The sequence below is a fragment of the Streptomyces sp. NPDC093801 genome (genome assembly GCF_040701585.1).
Classification (GTDB): domain Bacteria; phylum Actinomycetota; class Actinomycetes; order Streptomycetales; family Streptomycetaceae; genus Streptomyces.
In genome coordinates, this window is the sequence record NZ_JBFBDP010000015.1 from 125,887 (window position 1) to 142,352 (window position 16,466).

11 protein-coding genes and 1 pseudogene are annotated in these 16,466 nt (G+C 75.3%); 2 read left to right on the forward strand and 10 right to left on the reverse strand.

Features of this window, described 5'->3' with window-relative positions; genetic code table 11:
• Window positions 1-18 precede the first annotated feature (18 nt).
• Both AB0469_RS19230 and AB0469_RS19235 read right to left on the reverse strand, forming a co-directional pair.
• Window positions 19-3,432 carry an ATP-dependent DNA helicase gene (locus AB0469_RS19230; RefSeq protein ID WP_366452594.1) on the reverse strand — a complete coding sequence of 1,138 codons (3,414 nt, stop codon included), beginning with the start codon at window positions 3,430-3,432 and terminating at the stop codon, window positions 19-21.
• 204 nt (window positions 3,433-3,636) lie between these two features.
• Window positions 3,637-3,984, reverse strand: a complete 348-nt coding sequence (locus AB0469_RS19235; RefSeq protein WP_366452595.1) for an MGMT family protein — start codon at window positions 3,982-3,984, stop codon at window positions 3,637-3,639.
• A 119-nt stretch (window positions 3,985-4,103) separates the two neighbouring features.
• On the opposite strand from AB0469_RS19235, the gene AB0469_RS19240 reads away from it, so the two are divergent.
• Together AB0469_RS19240 and AB0469_RS19245 are read left to right on the forward strand one after the other, a co-directional pair.
• The gene (locus AB0469_RS19240) at window positions 4,104-6,965 is read left to right on the forward strand and encodes a lysylphosphatidylglycerol synthase transmembrane domain-containing protein (RefSeq protein WP_366452596.1); all 2,862 of its coding nucleotides are present in this window, start codon (window positions 4,104-4,106) and stop codon (window positions 6,963-6,965) included.
• Between the two features lie 145 nt (window positions 6,966-7,110).
• The gene (locus AB0469_RS19245; RefSeq protein ID WP_366452597.1) at window positions 7,111-8,718 is read left to right on the forward strand and encodes an alpha/beta hydrolase; all 1,608 of its coding nucleotides are present in this window, start codon (window positions 7,111-7,113) and stop codon (window positions 8,716-8,718) included.
• Here AB0469_RS19245 and moeZ read toward each other — a convergent pair.
• The 8 genes and pseudogenes from moeZ to AB0469_RS19285 form a co-directional block, all read right to left on the reverse strand.
• On the reverse strand, window positions 8,715-9,893 hold the full coding sequence (gene moeZ, locus AB0469_RS19250) for an adenylyltransferase/sulfurtransferase MoeZ (protein ID WP_042814972.1): 1,179 nt from the start codon (window positions 9,891-9,893) through the stop codon (window positions 8,715-8,717). The two genes, AB0469_RS19245 and moeZ, sit on opposite strands and share 4 nt — an antisense overlap.
• Before the next feature lie 63 nt (window positions 9,894-9,956).
• Window positions 9,957-10,712 (reverse strand): spherulation-specific family 4 protein, encoded by a 756-nt coding sequence (locus AB0469_RS19255; RefSeq protein ID WP_366452598.1) that lies wholly within the window; start codon window positions 10,710-10,712, stop codon window positions 9,957-9,959.
• Complete coding sequence (locus AB0469_RS19260; RefSeq protein ID WP_366452599.1) at window positions 10,700-11,713, reverse strand: NAD-dependent epimerase/dehydratase family protein; 1,014 nt, start codon at window positions 11,711-11,713, stop codon at window positions 10,700-10,702. The genes AB0469_RS19255 and AB0469_RS19260 overlap by 13 nt, the downstream gene beginning before the upstream one ends.
• A gap of 79 nt (window positions 11,714-11,792) precedes the next feature.
• Entirely contained in the window at window positions 11,793-12,752 is a 960-nt protein-coding gene (locus AB0469_RS19265) for a hypothetical protein (RefSeq protein ID WP_366452600.1), read from the reverse strand.
• Window positions 12,749-14,410, reverse strand: a complete 1,662-nt coding sequence (locus AB0469_RS19270) for a DUF3492 domain-containing protein (RefSeq protein WP_366452601.1) — start codon at window positions 14,408-14,410, stop codon at window positions 12,749-12,751. The genes AB0469_RS19265 and AB0469_RS19270 overlap by 4 nt, the downstream gene beginning before the upstream one ends.
• Window positions 14,411-14,599: 189 nt before the next feature.
• Window positions 14,600-15,565: a hypothetical protein gene (locus AB0469_RS19275; protein WP_366452602.1), complete on the reverse strand. Its 966-nt coding sequence runs from the start codon at window positions 15,563-15,565 to the stop codon at window positions 14,600-14,602.
• Window positions 15,562-16,194, reverse strand: a pseudogene (locus AB0469_RS19280) (ABC transporter substrate-binding protein); the annotation flags it as partial. The pseudogene AB0469_RS19280 and the gene AB0469_RS19275, both read right to left, overlap by 4 nt.
• A 114-nt stretch (window positions 16,195-16,308) precedes the next feature.
• Window positions 16,309-16,404, reverse strand: coding sequence for an Ms4533A family Cys-rich leader peptide (locus tag AB0469_RS19285; protein ID WP_366452603.1), 96 nt, complete (start codon window positions 16,402-16,404; stop codon window positions 16,309-16,311).
• Between the last annotated feature and the right edge of the window lie 62 nt (window positions 16,405-16,466).

Genomic DNA, 16,466 nt, shown 5'->3' on the forward strand with positions numbered 1-16,466 from the left:
ACACTCCCGGCCGCCGTCTCACTCCACGGTCTGGCGGCCCTCGGGGAGGGCGCTGCAGGAGCTGCGGAAGGAGCAGCGCTTGCAGTGTTCGCCGGTGGCGGGTGCGAAGCGCTCGTCCAGGACCCGGCCCGCGGCGGTGGCCAGCAGGTCGCCGACCCACTCGCCCGAGCTGCCCGCCGACAGCGCCTCCTGCGCCTGGATCTTCGGGACCCCGTCGCCGCCGTCGCGCTGCGCGGCGCCCTGGCGCAGCTGGACGAGTTCGGCGCCGCCGGGCTCGGGCCGCCGGCCGTCGAAGACCTCGTCGACGGCCCCCTCGCGGACGGCGAGCTGGTAGACGGCGAGCTGGGGGTGGCGGGCGACCTCGTCGCGGGTGGGGGCGCCCTTGCCGGTCTTGAAGTCGACGACGTACGCGCGGCCCTGCGGGTCGGCCTCGACGCGGTCCATGGAGCCGCGGATGCGGACGGCGTACTCCCCGGCGTCGAGGGTGACGTCGAAGTCGTGCTCGCTGGCCACGGCGGTGCGGCCGCCGCGGTCGGTGGTGTGCCAGCGCAGGAAGCGTTCCAGGGCGGCGCGGGCGTTGTCCTTCTCCTGGCGGGACTTCCAGGGGGCGTCGAAGGCGAGGGCGTCCCAGACGGAGTCCAGGCGCTCCATGAGGACGGCGAGGTCGGCGGGGGTGCGGCCGGAGGCGACCTCGTCGGCGAGGACGTGGACGACGTTGCCGAAGCCCTGGGCCGCGGTGGAGGGCGCGTCGGCCTTGACCTCGCGGCCCAGGAACCACTGGAGGGAGCAGGTGCCGGCCAGCTGCTCCAGGGAGCTGGGCGAGAGGTTCAGCGCCCGGTCGGGGTCGCGGAGGGGGGCGGGGGCGCGGGTGGGCTCGTACAGGCCCCACCAGCGCTGCGGGTGCGCGGCGGGGACCAGGGGGCGGTCCTCGTCGTCGGTGAGCGCGGCGAGCCGGGCGAGGCGCCGGGCGGCGGCGTCGCGCAGGGCGGGCGGGGCGTCGGGGTCGACGGTGGTGGCGCGCAGCTCGGCGACGAGCGCGGCGACGGCGAGGGGGCGGCGGGGGCGGCCGGTGACGTCCTTGGGGGTGACGCCGAGCTCGGTGAGGAAGCGGGAGGGCTGGTCGCCGTCCTCGGCGGGGGCCTTGACGGCGGTGACGACGAGGCGGTGGCGGGCGCGGGTGGCGGCGACGTAGAAGAGCCGCCGTTCCTCGGCGAGGAGGGCGCCGGGGGTGAGGGGCTCGGCGAGGCCGTCGCGTCCGATGCGGTCGGCTTCCAGGAGGGAGCCGCGGCGGCGCAGGTCGGGCCAGAGCCCTTCCTGGACCCCGGCGACGACGACGAGGCCCCACTCCAGGCCCTTGGAGCGGTGGGCGGTCATCAGGCGCACGGCGTCGGAGCGCACGGCGCGGGTGGTGAGGGTGTCGGCGGCGATGTCCTCGGCTTCGAGCTGCTCCAGGAAGTTGAGTGCGCCGCGGCCGCCGGTGCGCTCCTCGGCGCGGGCGGCGTTGTCGAAGAGGGCGCAGACGGCGTCGAGGTCGCGGTCGGCGTTGCGGCCGGCGGGGCCGCCGCGGCGGGCCTGGCGTTCGAGGCGCTGCGGCCAGGGGGTGCCGTCCCAGAGGGTCCACAGGGCCTCTTCGGCGGTGCCGCCGCCCTGGAGGAGCTCGCGGGTCTTGCGCAGGAGCAGGCCGAGGCGCTGCGCGCCGCGGGCGTACGCGGGGTCGTGCGCGGTGAGGCGCTCGGGCTCGGCGAGGGCGCGGGCGAGCAGGACGTCGGAGGGCGCGGGCACGGCGGCCCCGGCGGCCCGCTCCTCGTCCCGCAGGGCCCGGCCGAGCCGGCGCAGATCGGCGGCGTCCATCCCCCCGAGCGGCGACCCGAGCAGCTCGACGGCGTCCTCGACCCCGACCCACCCTCCGCCCCCGGCGGTTGCGCGGGCGGGCTCGGCCGTCGCCGGGGACGGCTCGGCCCCGTCGGGCTCCACACCCGGCTCCGCGCCCGGCGGGGCGGCGGCGGCCGGCGCGGCGGCGGCCGGCGCGGCGGCGGCCGGCGCGGCGGCGGCCGGGGGCTCGGGTGGTGTGGTGGGGGGCGGGAGGGCGGTGGCGGCCGTGGCGGTGAGGCGGAGGGCCGTCAGGAGGGGGGACAGGGCCGGTTCGTGGCGGAGGGGGGTGGTCGTGGCGTCCGTCTCCGCCGGGACGCCCGCCGCGATCAGGGCGCGGCGCATCGCCGGGAGGGTGCGGCCGCCCGAGCGGACCAGGACGGCCATGTCGTGCCAGGGCACGCCGTCCTCCAGGTGCGCCCGGCGGAGGATGTCGGCGATGTTGTCCAGCTCGGCCCCGGCCGTCGGGTACGTGTACACCTCCGCGCTGCCGCCCTCCCGGACCGGCGCGAGGTCGCGGTGGGCCCGTACGGCGGCGGCGGGCAGGCGCGGGACCGGCATCCGGGCGGTGAGCAGGCGGGTGGCGGCCAGGAGGTTCGCGCCCGAGCGGCGGCCCACGGCCAGGGCCCGGACCTCCGCACCCGGGAAGGAGGACTCGAAGTCGAGGACGTTGTTGATGTCGGCGCCCCGGAAGGCGTAGATCGACTGGTCCGGGTCGCCGAAGGCGACCAGCGTCCCCGCCGGGCCGTTCAGCGCGCGCAGCAGCCTCAGCTGGGAGGCGTCGGTGTCCTGGTACTCGTCCACGTAGATCACGTCGTACGAGGAGGAGACGGACGGGGTCTCCTCCGCCAGCAGGACGGCGCGGTGCACGAGCTCGGCGTAGTCCAGGGAGCCCTGGAGGTCCAGGACGTCGAGGTACTCGGAGAGGAAGGCGGCGGCCGCCTTCCAGTCGGGGCGGCCGATGCGGTCGGCGAAGGCGGCGAGGGCGCGCGGGCCCAGCCCCAGCTCGCGGGCGCGGGCCAGGACGGCGCGGACCTCGTCCGCGAAGCCGCGCGTGGTGAGCGCGGCCCGCAGGTCCTCGGGCCAGCGGATGGTGCGCAGCCGGCGCTGGCCCTCCAGCAGGGTGCGGACCATCACGTCCTGCTCCGGTCCGGACAGCAGCCGCAGCGGGTCGGCGAAGAGCTCGTGGTCCTGGTGCGCGCGGACCAGGCCGTAGCAGAAGGAGTGGAAGGTGGTGGCCTGCGGGGCGCGGGCGCCGCCGAGCCGCAGGGCGGCGCGGTCGCGCAGCTCGACGGCCGCCTTGCGGCTGAAGGTGAGGATGAGGATGCGGGCCGGGTCGGTGCCGGCCTCGACGCGGGCGGCGGCCGCCTCCACGAGGGTGGTGGTCTTGCCGGTGCCCGGGCCGGCCAGGACGAGCAGCGGTCCGGCGGTGTGATCAACCACCGCCCGCTGGGCCGCGTCCAGAACAGGGGGGGCCACCTGCCGCGGGCCGGTGCGCACCAGGCGGTACGCGTCGGGCGTACGCGTACGCCGCTCCGAGCGGCCGGGAGAAGAGGTGATCACGTGGGGTGCCGGTCCTGGTGGGTCTGCGGGTGCGGTGAGCCGGGCGGCCGGCGCGGGCGCCGGAGCCGAAGAGGCAACGCTACGGCAACCGGGAGGGGCGTCGCAGTCCCTCCCGGTGGGCCCGGGCGTCGACCCGGCGGGCCCGCGGGCCGTCCCCCGTACGGGCCCCCGCGTGCCCGTACGGATTCCGGACGGCCGCAGCCGTCAGGTGTGAGTCTCGTCGCCTCCGGCGGACGTCCCGCTGCCGTCCCAGCGTGCCCGCCGCATCGCCAGACGCGGTTCGCCGGAGGGGGTCTCGCGCAGCGGGGTGCCCTCCGTCCGGTAGTGCTCCAGGGCGCGCCGCTCGTGTCCGGGCAGGGGGACGCCGTCGGCGCGCACCACCCGCCACCAGGGCACGGCTCCTCCGTACAGGGCCATGACGCGCCCGACTTGGCGGGGTCCGCCCTCGCCGAGCCACTCGGCTACGTCGCCGTACGTCATCACCCGGCCGGGCGGAATCCGCTCGGCCACCTCCAGTACCCGCTCCGCGTACGCGGGCAGCTCTCCGCTCATTCGGCCCATGGTGCCGGATGCCGGGGGCGCCTCGGCGGAAGCTTCGGTTCCATACCGGCGCGCACCCTGATGCCCCGCGAGGGCGCCGGTCCGTGCCACCATCTTCCGGGCGGTGACTGGTGATACGTGATCAAGAAGAGACGGAAGTGACGGCGAAGGAGCGGGGTGTGAGCCCTCCGGACGGCGCGGGATCGGGCGGGGACGCCCGCCCGCACGACGACGCGCCCGACGGGGCCGGCGCACGCCCCGGCGAGCCCGCCGCGGACACCCGCGGGCGGGCCTCCGACGACGCCCGCCGGGCAGCCGCCGCAGACGCCGGGAACACCGGGAACACCGGGAACACCGGGGCGGACGGGAGCGCCCGGCCGGCCCCGCACGACCCGCACCCCGACGACCCGCCCGGCCACACCCCGACGGCGGCCGACCGCGTCCAGGTGGACGAGCCGCTGCTCGCCGCCCGCGTGCACCGCCCGTCCGACCTGGTGCGCCTGCTCGTCGGCGTCCTCGGGATCGCCGTCGTGCTCGGCATCGCCGCCTTCGCCCACGGCACGACCGTGGGCCTGGAGGCCGACATCAGCAAGGGCACCGGCCAGGCGCCCGACCTGCTGATCAAGGTCGCCGGCCTGGTGTCCAGCATCGCGGTGCTCCTCGTGCCCGTCGCCTTCGCCATCGAACGGCTGATCAAACGCGACGGGCTGCGCATCGCCGACGGCGTCCTCGCCGCCGTCCTCGCGCACGGGGTCACCCTCGCCACCGACCTGTGGGTCTCCCAGGCCGCCCCGGAGACCATCCAGGACGCCCTGACCCGCTCCGCCGGCGGCGGGGCGCTCACCGACCCCGTGCACGGGTACCTCGCGCCCGTGATCGCGTACATGACCGCGGTCGGGATGACGCGGCGGCCGCGCTGGCGGGTGGCGCTGTGGGTGGTGCTGCTGCTGGACGCCTTCGCGATGCTGGTCAGCGGGTACACCACGCCCTTCTCGATCATCCTGACGGTGTTGATCGGCTGGAGCGTCGCCTACGGGACCCTGTACGCGGTCGGCTCGCCGAACGTCCGCCCCACCGGGCAGCACCTCCTCGCCGGACTGCGCCGCGTCGGCTTCCAGCCGGTCAGCGCGATGCGCGCGGAGGCGTCCGACGGGGACACCGCCGAGACCGGCGACCGGGGCCGGCGCTACCACGTCACGCTGGAGGACGGCCCGCCGCTGGACGTCACCGTCGTGGACCGCGAGCAGCAGGCGCAGGGGTTCTTCTACCGGGTCTGGCGGCGGATGACCCTGCGCGGGATCACCACCCGGCGCAGCATCCAGTCGCTGCGGCAGGCCCTGGAGCAGGAGGCCCTCCTCGCGTACGCGGCGATCGCGGCCGGTGCGAACGCGCAGAGGCTGATCGCCACCTCCGAGCTGGGCCCGGACGCCGTGATGCTGGTCTACGAGCACCTGGGCGGACGCACCCTCGACGCCCTCCCCGACGAGGAGATCACCGACGAGCTGATCCGCAACGCGTGGGAGCAGGTGCGGGCCCTCCAGTCGCGCCGGATCGCCCACCGCCGCCTCACGGGGGACGCGTTGGTGGTGGATCGTTCCGGCAAGGTCGTCCTCACCGACCTGCGGGGCGGCGAGATCGCCGCCGGCGACCTCGTCCTGCGGATGGACGTCGCCCAGCTGCTGACCACGCTCGGCCTGCGGGTCGGCGCGGAGCGGTCGGTGGCCTCGGCGGTGTCGGTGCTGGGCCCGGACACGGTCGCGGACTGCCTGCCGCTGCTCCAGCCGATCGCGCTGAGCCGCTCCACGCGGGCGACGCTGCGCCGGCTGGCCCGGGAGCGGGCCGACCGGCAGCGGGAGGCCGTGCTGGAGTCCTCCCGGGCGGCGAAGGCGGCCCGCGAGGCGGCGTCGGGGACCTCCGGGACCTCGGCGGCAGCGGAGCGCAAGGCGGAGAAGAGGGCGCTGGACGACGCGCTGGAAGGAGCGCGGGAAGAGGACCTGCTGAGCCAGATCCGCAAGCAGGTGCTGCTGATCCGCCCGCAGGCCCCGGTGGAGCCGGCCCGGCTGGAGCGGATCCGGCCGCGGACGCTGGTGTCGTTCATCGCGGGCGCCTTCGGCGCGTACTTCCTGCTGACGCAGCTGGCCCACGTCGACTTCGCGACGATCGTCGGCGAGGCCCAGTGGGGCTGGGTGGGGGCCGCGCTGGCCTTCTCTGCGCTCACGTACGTGGCGGCGGCGATGAGCCTGCTGGGGTTCGTGCCCGAACGGGTGTCGTTCCTGCGGTCGGTGATCACGCAGGTGGCGGGCTCCTTCGTGAAGCTGGTGGCCCCGGCGGCGGTCGGTGGCTACGCGCTGAACACGCGGTTCCTGCAGCGGGCGGGGGTCCGGCCGGGGCTCGCGGTGGCGAGCGTCGGCGCCTCGCAGCTGTTCTCCCTGGCCTGCCACATCCTCCTGCTGCTGTCGTTCGGCTACCTGACGGGGACGGAGAAGACCCCGGAGATGACCCCGTCGAGGACGGTCATCGCCGGTCTGCTGACGGTGGCGGTGCTGGTTCTGGTCGTCACGGCGGTGCCGTTCCTGCGGAAGTTCGTGGTGACCCGGGTGCGGGCGCTGTTCGCGGGTGTGGTGCCGCGCATGCTGGACGTGCTCCAGCGGCCGCAGAAGCTGATGACGGGCATCGGCGGCACCCTGCTGCTGACCGGCTGCTTCGTGATGTGCCTGGACGCGTCCATCCGCGCCTTCGGGGGCGGGGACACGCTGAGCTACGCGAGCATCGCGGTGGTCTTCCTCGCGGGCAACGCGCTCGGCTCGGCGGCGCCCACGCCCGGCGGCATCGGCGCGGTGGAGACCACGCTGACGCTGGGGCTGATCGCGGCCGGGCTGGAGAAGGAGGTGGCGATCTCCGCGGTGCTGCTGTTCCGGCTGATGACGTTCTGGCTGCCGGTGCTGCCGGGGTGGGTCTCGTTCAACTACCTGACGCGGAAGGAAGCCATCTAGCTCCGCGGTGCGCGGCGCCGCCGGCGTCGCCACGGGGGGCGCGGCGGCCGGCCGCGTCCCCGGACGGGCTCCGGGCCGACCGGGCGGGTCACCCGGCTGGACCGTCAGCGGGCGGAGCGCGGGCCGGGCGCCCACGATGGGGGGTATGCCGACGATCGCCCTCCGGACCGCCGCAGCCGCCGCCGTTGCCGCCGCACTGCTCACCACCTGCGCCTGTTCGGGTGGGGGAGCCGGGCTGCGCAAGGCCCCGTCAGGGGGCGCCATGGACACCCCGCCGCTGAAGTGGGGGGAGTGCGAGGCACCGGACGCCGCCCAGGGCGGCGGGCAGGCACCGCCCGCGGACTGGCAGTGCGCCACCCTCCGGGTACCGCTCGACTACGCCAAGCCGGAGGGGGAGACCATCCCCATCGCCCTGATCCGGGCGAAGGCCAGGAAGCCCAAGGAGCGGCTCGGTTCGCTCGTCTTCAACTTCGGCGGCCCCGGCGGCTCGGGGATCACCACCCTGCCCGGCGCCGCCAAGGACTACGCGGCCCTGCGCGACCGCTACGACCTGGTGAGCTTCGACCCGCGCGGGGTCGGCCGCAGCGCCCCGGTGCTCTGCGAGGACGACAAACAGCTGGACGCGTACTACGGACAGGACTCCTCCCCCGCCACCCCGGCGCAGGAGAAGGCCTTCACCGACGGGCTGCGCAGGTACCAGGAGGCCTGCAAGACCAACTCCGGCAAGGTGCTCCCCCACGTGGGCACCGAGAACGCCGCCCGCGACCTCGACCGGATCCGCCAGGCCCTCGGCGACGAGAAGCTGAACTACTTCGGCATCTCCTACGGCACCGAGCTCGGCGGGGTCTACGCCCACCTCTTCCCCAAGAACGTCGGCCGGGCCGTCTTCGACGCGGTCGTGGACCCGACCAAGGACTCCGCGCAGGGCGCCCTCGGCCAGGCGAAGGGCTTCCAGCTGGCCCTCGACAACTGGGCCCAGGACTGCGTGGACCGGGGCGAGCAGTGCCGGATCCAGGGCACCACCGCCAAGGAGGTCGAGGCGAACATCGTCAAGCTGCAGAAGGCGCTGGCGGCCAAGCCCATCCCCGGCATCGGCGACCGGATGCTCACCGAGACGATGGCCACGAACGGCATCGCGCAGGCCCTGTACTCGAAGGAGCTGTGGCCGCTGCTGGAACAGGGCCTGGACGAGGCCGAAGGCGGACAGGGGCAGCTGCTGATGGCCCTGTCCGACGCCCTCAACGGGCGGGACCAGCAGGGCCGTTACAGCAACATCGGCGCCGCGAACACCGCCATCAGCTGCGCGGACTCCAAGGACCGCTACAGCCTGGAGCAGACCAAGGCGAAGCTGCCGGAGTTCCGCAAGGCCTCCGCGGTCTTCGGGGACTTCCTGGGCTGGGCGCTGCTGAGCTGCACCGGCTGGCCGGTGCCCGGGGTCTGGCAGACCCCGGACGTCTCCGCCCCGGGCTCCGCGCCGATCCTGGTCGTCGGCAACACCGGCGACCCCGCCACCCCGTACGAGGGCGCGCGCAACATGGTGGACCGGCTGGGCAAGGGCGTGGGCGTGGAGCTGACCTACAAGGGCCAGGGGCACGGCGCCTACAACAGCGGCGACCCGTGCGTGCAGCAGGCGGTGAACGCCTACCTGCTGGACGGGAAGGTGCCGGGCGCGAACGCCGTGTGCACCCCCGGGACGGCGAACGACGAAGGGGTCGTACCGTCGAGCGGTACGACCCCTCCGGGACAGGCCTAGTAGACCGGCTTCTCGGGCTCGATCTGGTGGACCCAGCCGATCACGCCGCCGCCGACGTGGACGGCGTCCGCGAAGCCCGCGCTCTTGAGGACCGCGAGGACTTCCGCACTGCGGACACCCGTCTTGCAGTGCAAGACGATCCGCTTGTCCTGCGGAAGGTCCTGGAGGGCGGTGCCCATCAGGAACTCGCCCTTGGGGATCAGCTTCGCGCCGGGGATCGAGACGATCTCGTACTCGTTCTTCTCGCGGACGTCGATGATCTCGATCTGCTCGCCCTCGTCGATCCACTCCTTGAGCTGCTTGGGAGTGATCGTCGAGCCGGCGGCGGCCTCCTGGGCCTCCTCCGAGACGACGCCGCAGAAGGCCTCGTAGTCGATGAGCTCGGTGACGGTCGCGTTCGGACCGCAGACCGCGCAGTCGGGGTCCTTGCGGACCTTGACCTGGCGGTACTGCATCTCCAGGGCGTCGTAGATCATCAGGCGGCCGACGAGCGGCTCGCCGACGCCGGTGAGGACCTTGATGGCCTCGGTGACCTGGATGGAGCCGATGGACGCGCAGAGCACGCCGAGGACGCCGCCCTCGGCGCAGCTCGGGACCATGCCCGGCGGCGGGGGCTCCGGGTAGAGGCAGCGGTAGCAGGGGCCGTGCTCGGACCAGAACACGGAGGCCTGGCCGTCGAAGCGGTAGATCGAGCCCCACACGTACGGCTTGTTGAGCAGCACGCAGGCGTCGTTGACCAGGTAGCGCGTGGCGAAGTTGTCCGTGCCGTCGACGATGAGGTCGTACTGGCTGAAGATCTCCATCACGTTCTCGGCCTCGAGCCGCTCTTCGTGAAGGACCACGTTGACGTACGGGTTGATGCCCAGCACGCTGTCGCGGGCGGACTCGGCCTTGGAGCGGCCGATGTCCGACTGGCTGTGGATGATCTGGCGCTGCAGGTTCGACTCGTCGACCTCGTCGAACTCCACGATGCCCAGCGTGCCGACGCCGGCCGCGGCGAGGTACATGAGGGCGGGCGAGCCGAGGCCGCCCGCGCCCACGGCCAGCACCTTGGCGTTCTTCAGGCGCTTCTGGCCGTCCATCCCGACATCCGGGATGATCAGGTGGCGGGAGTACCGACGGACCTCGTCAACGGTGAGCTCAGCAGCTGGCTCGACCAGGGGTGGCAGCGACACGGGGACTCCGTAGATGGGTAAGTCTGAACGGTGGTTCTCTCCGTAACACTGCCACGCCCTTCTTCATTCCGAGACACCCGGTCCGATACGTGAGACGAATTCGTCCCAGTACGCGGGCATCGACTCCCACGGGTCCCGGTCGGGGGTGGCGCGCCGGTCGGTGAACCAGATGGTTCCGGCGCCCTGCCAGCGGGCGATGCGGACCGCCTCCTCCAGATGGGTGCGGGGCACGCCGTGGACGAGGTGGCAGAACCGCTCCGGCGGGTGGTCGGCGGTCCACTCCGCCACCTGCGACCAGCGGTAGTCGGTCCAGGCCCCGGAGAAGGTCACCAGCTGGTCGGCGGCCTCCAGGTAGCCCTCGCACGGGTGCGTGCCGTGCCCGAGCACGATCCGCAGGTCCTCCCCGAGCCCCCGCAGGGCGTCGGTGAGCCGCTGGGTGGCGGCGAGCTCCGGCCGGTCCGAGGGAGCCTCGGCCAGGTAGAAGCCGCCGACGCCGTACCAGTCCCGGAAGCGGTGGGCGTCGGAGACCAGCTCCCCGAAGGACCGGGTGCCGCCGCGCAGGGCGAGGTGGCCCAGGACGGTGCCGCCCGCGCTCCGGAGCTTCGCGGCCGCCTCGGTGCAGTGCGGGTCGGGGCGGCCGCCGGGGCCGTCGGCGACGTTGAGCACGGCCCAGTGCAGCGGGGTGCCGGGGCGGGTCAGTTCGGCCCATTCCACGGGGGCGAGCAACGGGTGCGCGTAGCCGGGGATGCCCAGGCCGAGCCGGCCGGACTCCGTGGCCGCGGTCGCCGTGGCCCCGGGCGGGGTGGTCAGATACGGCACGCCGCCTCCATCCAGATGTCGGCGAGGGATTCCTCGAGGTTGATCCGGGGCCGCCAGCCGAGCCGGTCCCGGGCGGTGCGGACGTCGGCCTGCTGCCAGGCGCCGCAGCCGTCGGGGTACGGGTACGGCTGGGGGGCCGCGGTGGCGAGCTGTTCGGCGGTGGCCTCGGAGCGGGGCGAGCCGATGCCGGGCAGGCCGTGCGGGCGGCCGGGGTGGCCGTGCGGGGCGTTGTGCGGTCCGCCGTGCGGGACGTCCAGCTCGTTGAGGGCGCCGCCGTAGCCGGCGACCCGGGCGAGGACGGCCGCCGCGTCGCGCAGCCGGACCGCGCGGCCGGTGCCGATGTTGACCACGCCCTGGGCGGCGGACAGGGAGGCGGCGTGCACGGCCCGGGCCACGTCCCGCACGTCGACGAAGTCGCGCTGCACGCCGAGCCCGCTGAGCTTGAGCTCCCCGTCCCCGGACTGCATGGCGCGCCGCATGGCCTCGGCGAGCCGGCCGAGCGGGGACCCGGCCGGGGTGCCGGGGCCGACGGGCGAGAAGACCCGCAGGACGACGGCGTCCAGTCCGGAGCCGAGCACCAGCTCGGTGGCGGCGAGCTTGCTGACCCCGTACGGTCCGCCGGGTCTCGGGACGGCGTCCTCGGCCGTGGACGATCCGGGCTGGCTGGGCCCGTACTCGGCGGCGCAGCCGAGCTGGACGAGGCGGGCCCCGCAGCCGCTGCGGCGCAGGGACTCGCAGATGGTGGCGACGGCGACGGTGTTGTGCCGGGTGAGTTCGCGGGCTCCGCCCCGGGTGGCGCCCGCGCAGTTGATGACCACGCCGGGGTGGACGGCGTCCAGGAAGCGGGTGAGGGCGCCGGGACTGCCGGTGGCGAGGTCGAAGCGGACGTCGGCGTCGTCGCCGCGGCCGAGCGCGGTGAGCTGGACGGCGGGGTCGGCGAGCAGCCGGTCCGCGACGTAGCGGCCGAGGTAACCGTTGGCTCCGATCAGCAGCACCCTCATCGCGCGGCCCCTCGGTTGGTTGGCTGGCCGGTCATCCTGTTTCTCCTTGGGTGGGTGGGTCGGTGGTGGGGTACGGCGCTCAGGGACGCGCGTGTGCGGAGGCACGGGAGAGCGCGGTGAGGGCGTGTACGAGGAGTCCCGCGACGGCCGCGTACACCGCGGCCGGGCCGGGGACCAGGGCGAGCGCCAGGGCCGCGGCCACCGGTGCACGGTGGACGCCGTGGCCGAGGAGGAGCCGGACCAGGAACAGCAGCACCGCGAGCGGTACGGCCGTCGCCGGGGCGGCTCCGGCGAGCGCGGCGGCCCCCGTGGCGGCCGCGGTGAACAGCAGGAGCGCTCCGGCCGCCAGGGGCCGGACCCCGGTGGCGAAATCGGCCAGGGCCCGGCTCCCGGCGAGACGGCGCCGGACCCGGGCGGAGTAGAGGACGGCGGTGAGGTGCCCGGGTGCCACGGCCAGCGCGAGGGCCGGGCCGAGGGCGGGGCCGCAGCGGTGGACGGCCGCGCCGGCGGCGGCCGCCGCGAGCAGGTGGGCGGTCCAGGGGAAGCGGCCCCCGGCGGCCCGCCCGGGCCACACCAGCGCGGCGGCGGCGAGCAGCCCCGCGAGGAGCCCCGCCCACGGCAGCCCGGCGGCGGCCGCCGCGCACCCGAGGGCGCCGGGCAGCAGGGCGCACCCGAAGCGGCGCATGCCGGCCGGGGCCCCGGCCGGGACGGGGGCGGGCCGGTCCGCGGGCTCCTCCCCGCGCGGGGTCCGTGCGTACAGCTCCTCGGCGAGCGAGAACACGTCCCGGTGCCGGAAGCGCGCGGCGGTCCGGTCGGTGATCCCGTGCGCCTCCAGCCCGGCGGCGATCTCCAACGGGTCGACGGCCCGCGCGCAGAGCTCCCGGTGCCGGTGCAGCAGCGCCTTGACGGGATCCGCGCCCCGGTGCCCGGGCCGCACCGCGGCCCCCTCCCGGCCGCGGTCCCCGGCGGTGGCCGGGGGGCCGCCCGGCGGCGGGGAACCCGGGAGCGGTGCCGTGCCCGCGAGGTCCGACGTCGTCATACCGCCGCCTCCTCGACCCCGGCGGGCTCGGCCGGTTCGTCCGGCCCGGCGGCGATCCAGGTCGGGGTCGTCCAGTGCCCGGGGAGCCGGGCCTCCGCCGGCAGGCCGAACGGGACCTCGCCCTGCCCGCGCGAGGAAGCCTTGGCCAGGAGCCTCAGGTAGCTCTCGCGGAAGGCCTCCACGTTCTGTTCGACGGTGAACAGCTCGAGCGCCCGGGTCCGGGCCGCCGCACCGAGCCGCTGGGCCCGTTCGGGGTCGCCGAGCAGGGCGAGGCAGGCGTCGGCCAGGGCGCGGGGGTTGCGCGGGGGGACGACGAGCCCGGTGCCGCCGATGACCTCGCAGACGGCCCCGACGTCCGTGGACACGGTGGCCCGGCCGCACAGCATCGCCTCGGCCAGGGTGAGGGGGAAGCCCTCGATCACCGAGGACAGGAGCACGATCCGCCCGGCGGCGTAGGCGTCGGCCGCCGAGGGCGCCTCGGGTCCGCCGACCTCCTCGAAGGCGACCGGGTTCTCCCCGACCGTCCGCGCGTCGGCGGCCTCGTCGGGGAAGAGCTGTGCGGCCAGCGAGCGGCAGTCGGCCAGGTAGGCCGGCGCGGCGGCCGTGGCGAAGATCCGCAGCCGGGTCCGCGGCGCGGCCCGGCGGACCTCCGCGAAGGCGTGCAGCAGGGCGATCAGGTCCTTGGCCGGCTCCACCCGCCCGACCCACACCAGGGTGTCGGGGTCGCCGCAGCCGGGGTCCTCGCCGACGGCGGCGAATCGGTCCGCCTCCATCCCCGGGTACACGGTCCGCACCCGCTCCCGGGGCGCGCCGCAGCGCTCCTGCCAGCGGCGGGCGTGGGCGTTGCCGGGGGTCAGCAGGTCGGCGCGGGTGTAGATCTCCCCGGCCAGCCGGACGTGGAAGGCGGCGAGCAGGGCGCGGACGGCCGGCCTGGCGGCCCCCGCGGGGCCGGAGGGGCCGTCGGAGCCCTGGTCCAGGTAGTGGGCGCGCAGCCGGACCCCGTACTCGGTGACCAGCAGCGGGACCCCGCAGAAGCGTTTGGCCAGCAGTCCGGGGAGGGCCGCCACCCCGCCGGCGGCGGCATGGCAGACGTCGACGGCTGCGAGCCCGCGGTCCCCGTACCAGTCGAGGGACAGCGGCCGCAGCAGGCGCTCCAGTTCGTCGGCGAACTCCAGCAGGTCGGGGACGCGTGCCGCCCTTACGGCCCGGCCCGCGCCGGGGGCCCGGCAGCCGGCCTCCAGGACCCGTACCGCGGTCTCCGAGCGCAGGGCCGCGTACATCCCGCCGTGCGCGCGGGCGAGGTCGGCGAGCCCGTGGAGCCCGGCCGCGAAGGCCTCGGCTGCCTCCGGGCCCGCGGTGGCGGCGCCCCCGCCGCAGATGCCGCGCACCAGCTCCCGGAAGCCGTCGGCGAAGTGCCGCCGCTCGCGGCGCGCGTGGGTGCGGCCGTCGTCGGCGGGGGCCCACAGCGGGGCGGTGCGCACGCGGGTGACGTGCTGCGGGAGCGGTACCCGGCCGCGCTCCTCCTGTTCGGCGCTGCGGCTCAGCGCGTAGAGCTCGAACTCGTGCTGCGGAAGTCCGCGCACGAGCCGGTCGCACCAGTGCCCCGCCTCCGCGGCCGCATACGGATAACCGCCTTCGGTGAGCAGTCCGATCCGCACGAGTGGCACCCCCGTTCTCCCGATTCCTGGCGGTCGCCGCAGGCCCGGTGACCCGCCGCGGGAGAACTCAAGCGGATGCGCCGGTGGCACGACGGACGGTTGTCCGTCGCGCCACCGGAAGGGGTGAAGAGTCGTAACTTTCCCGTACGGTTCGCGTTCGAGCGCGCTAGGAAAGACGTGTTCGGGGCGCTACGCGTACACCTCCTGCCGGACCGAACGGCGCCGGGCGGCGAGCTCCGGGTCCAGTGCGGGCACGGCGTCGAGGAGCCGGCGGGTGTAGGGGTGGGCGGGCCGCCCGTAGACCTCGTCCACCGGGCCCTGCTCGACGACCCGGCCGGCGTGCATGACGGCGACGCGGTCGAGGACCTCCACGGCCCGGGCGCAGGCGGCCCGGCGGCCGGCGGTGGTGTGGACGCGGTACACCTCAGCGATCTGGCCGCCGACGACGAGCCAGATGACGAGGGCGCCCAGCGCCAGGGAGAAGGTGGCGGGCAGCCGCTCCAGGAGGAGTCCGGTGACCTGTCGGTCGTTCTGGTAGGAGAAGCCGAGGCAGGGCGCGTCGCAGTGGAGCACCCGTCCGGCGCCGCCGGAGCAGTCCCGCCCGGCCAGCAGTCCCCGGAGGAAGTGCAGGTACTGGGAGACGGTGGAGTCGTTCAGCCCGAGCTGCTCGCGGACCTGGGCGATCTGCTGCGGGTTGCAGCGTTCCCCGCAGGCCAGGCGGGCGGGGTCGCCGGGGGCGACGTAGAGGCCCGCGGCGAGTCCGGCGGCGACGCCGGCGGACACCTGGACGACGGTGGCGCCGAGGGAGACCAGCAGGGAGATCCGCGCCCCGTGGAGGAGGCGGGTGAACAGGTCGCGGCCGGTGCCGGGTTCGACGCCGAGCCAGTGGTCGGCGGAGATCCCGCCGAAGGAGCCGAGGGGGACGCCGCCGCGGGCCGAGTCCACGAGGTCGTCGTGGTAGGCGTTCGGGTCCTGTCCGGTGAGGTGGGCGATCAGGGGTGCGGCGAGGGCGAGGAGGACGAGGAGGGCCAGGACGGCGGCGGCCGCGAGGGCGGACGGTCGCCCGCGCAGCCACCGCCGGACCCGGCGGCCGGCGCCCGCGGCCGGGGCGGGGGCCCCGTTCGCCGGCGCCGGCCGGGCGGGGAAGGTGCTCACTTGACGGCGACCTGCGAGATGTCGAGGACGCCGGTCCAGTCGCTGATGACGACGTTCTTGACGGCCTTGCCGACGAGGCGCTTGTAGACCGGGTGGAAGAGCGGCACGGCGAGGGCCTGCTCGCCGATCTTCTTGTCGAGGGCGCCCCAGCGCTTGCCGGCGGCGGCGAGGTCGGTGAGCTTGGCGATCTCGTCGATCTCGGTGTTCACGGCCGGGTCGTTCAGCTGGGCGTGGTTGTAGTTGGAGCCGTTGGTGACGATCTGCCGGCCGTCGTAGATCGGGGCGAGGAAGGGTCCGCCGGAGGGCCAGTCGGCGCCCCAGCGGGAGAGGAAGAGGCCGGGGGTGTTCCTGGCGTCCCAGCGGCGCTCGTTGAAGGCGTTGTTCTCCAGGCCTTCGAGCTTGACGGTGATGCCGGCGGCGGCGAGGGCCTGCTGGACGGCGGTGGCGATCTCGGGGCCGGTCTGGCGGTTCTGGGCATTGGAGTGGGTGAGGGTGACGGTCAGGCCGTCGGGGTAGCCCGCCTCCTTCAGCAGTTCCCTGGCCTTCGCCGGGTTGCCGGTCTTCCCCGCCGGGAAGTGCTCGTAGGCCGTGTGACCGAAGGCCTCGCGCTCGGGGAGGAAGGTGGTGGCGGAAGCCGCGCCTGCGGGCGGGGGGAGTGCCCGGGCGCGGCGAAGCCGAAGGAGGGGGAAGGGGAGTCGCGCGCTCGGGCCGGGCCTCCCGGGCCGCAGGGCCCGGGGGGAGCGTCAGCGACAGAAGATGTCGGACACGCTGTGCGCGGCCACACCGAGGAGCGCCAGCTCGATGGCGGCGCTCGCGGCGGAGGTGTGGCGGTGCGACATGCGGAGAACAATTGCCGATCATCGAACGCCCTGTCAACGCACGAACCGGCCACTCCCCCGCC

What these genes read in the sequence shown, in the direction of transcription:
- AB0469_RS19235 (WP_366452595.1), bottom strand. Translation starts at nt 3,984, where the DNA reads ATGAGCGGAGAGCTGCCCGCGTACGCGGAGCGGGTACTGGAGGTGGCC.
- AB0469_RS19245 (WP_366452597.1), top strand. Translation starts at nt 7,111, where the DNA reads ATGCCGACGATCGCCCTCCGGACCGCCGCAGCCGCCGCCGTTGCCGCC.
- AB0469_RS19260 (WP_366452599.1), bottom strand. Translation starts at nt 11,713, where the DNA reads ATGAGGGTGCTGCTGATCGGAGCCAACGGTTACCTCGGCCGCTACGTC.
- AB0469_RS19265 (WP_366452600.1), bottom strand. Translation starts at nt 12,752, where the DNA reads ATGACGACGTCGGACCTCGCGGGCACGGCACCGCTCCCGGGTTCCCCG.
- AB0469_RS19285 (WP_366452603.1), bottom strand. Translation starts at nt 16,404, where the DNA reads ATGTCGCACCGCCACACCTCCGCCGCGAGCGCCGCCATCGAGCTGGCG.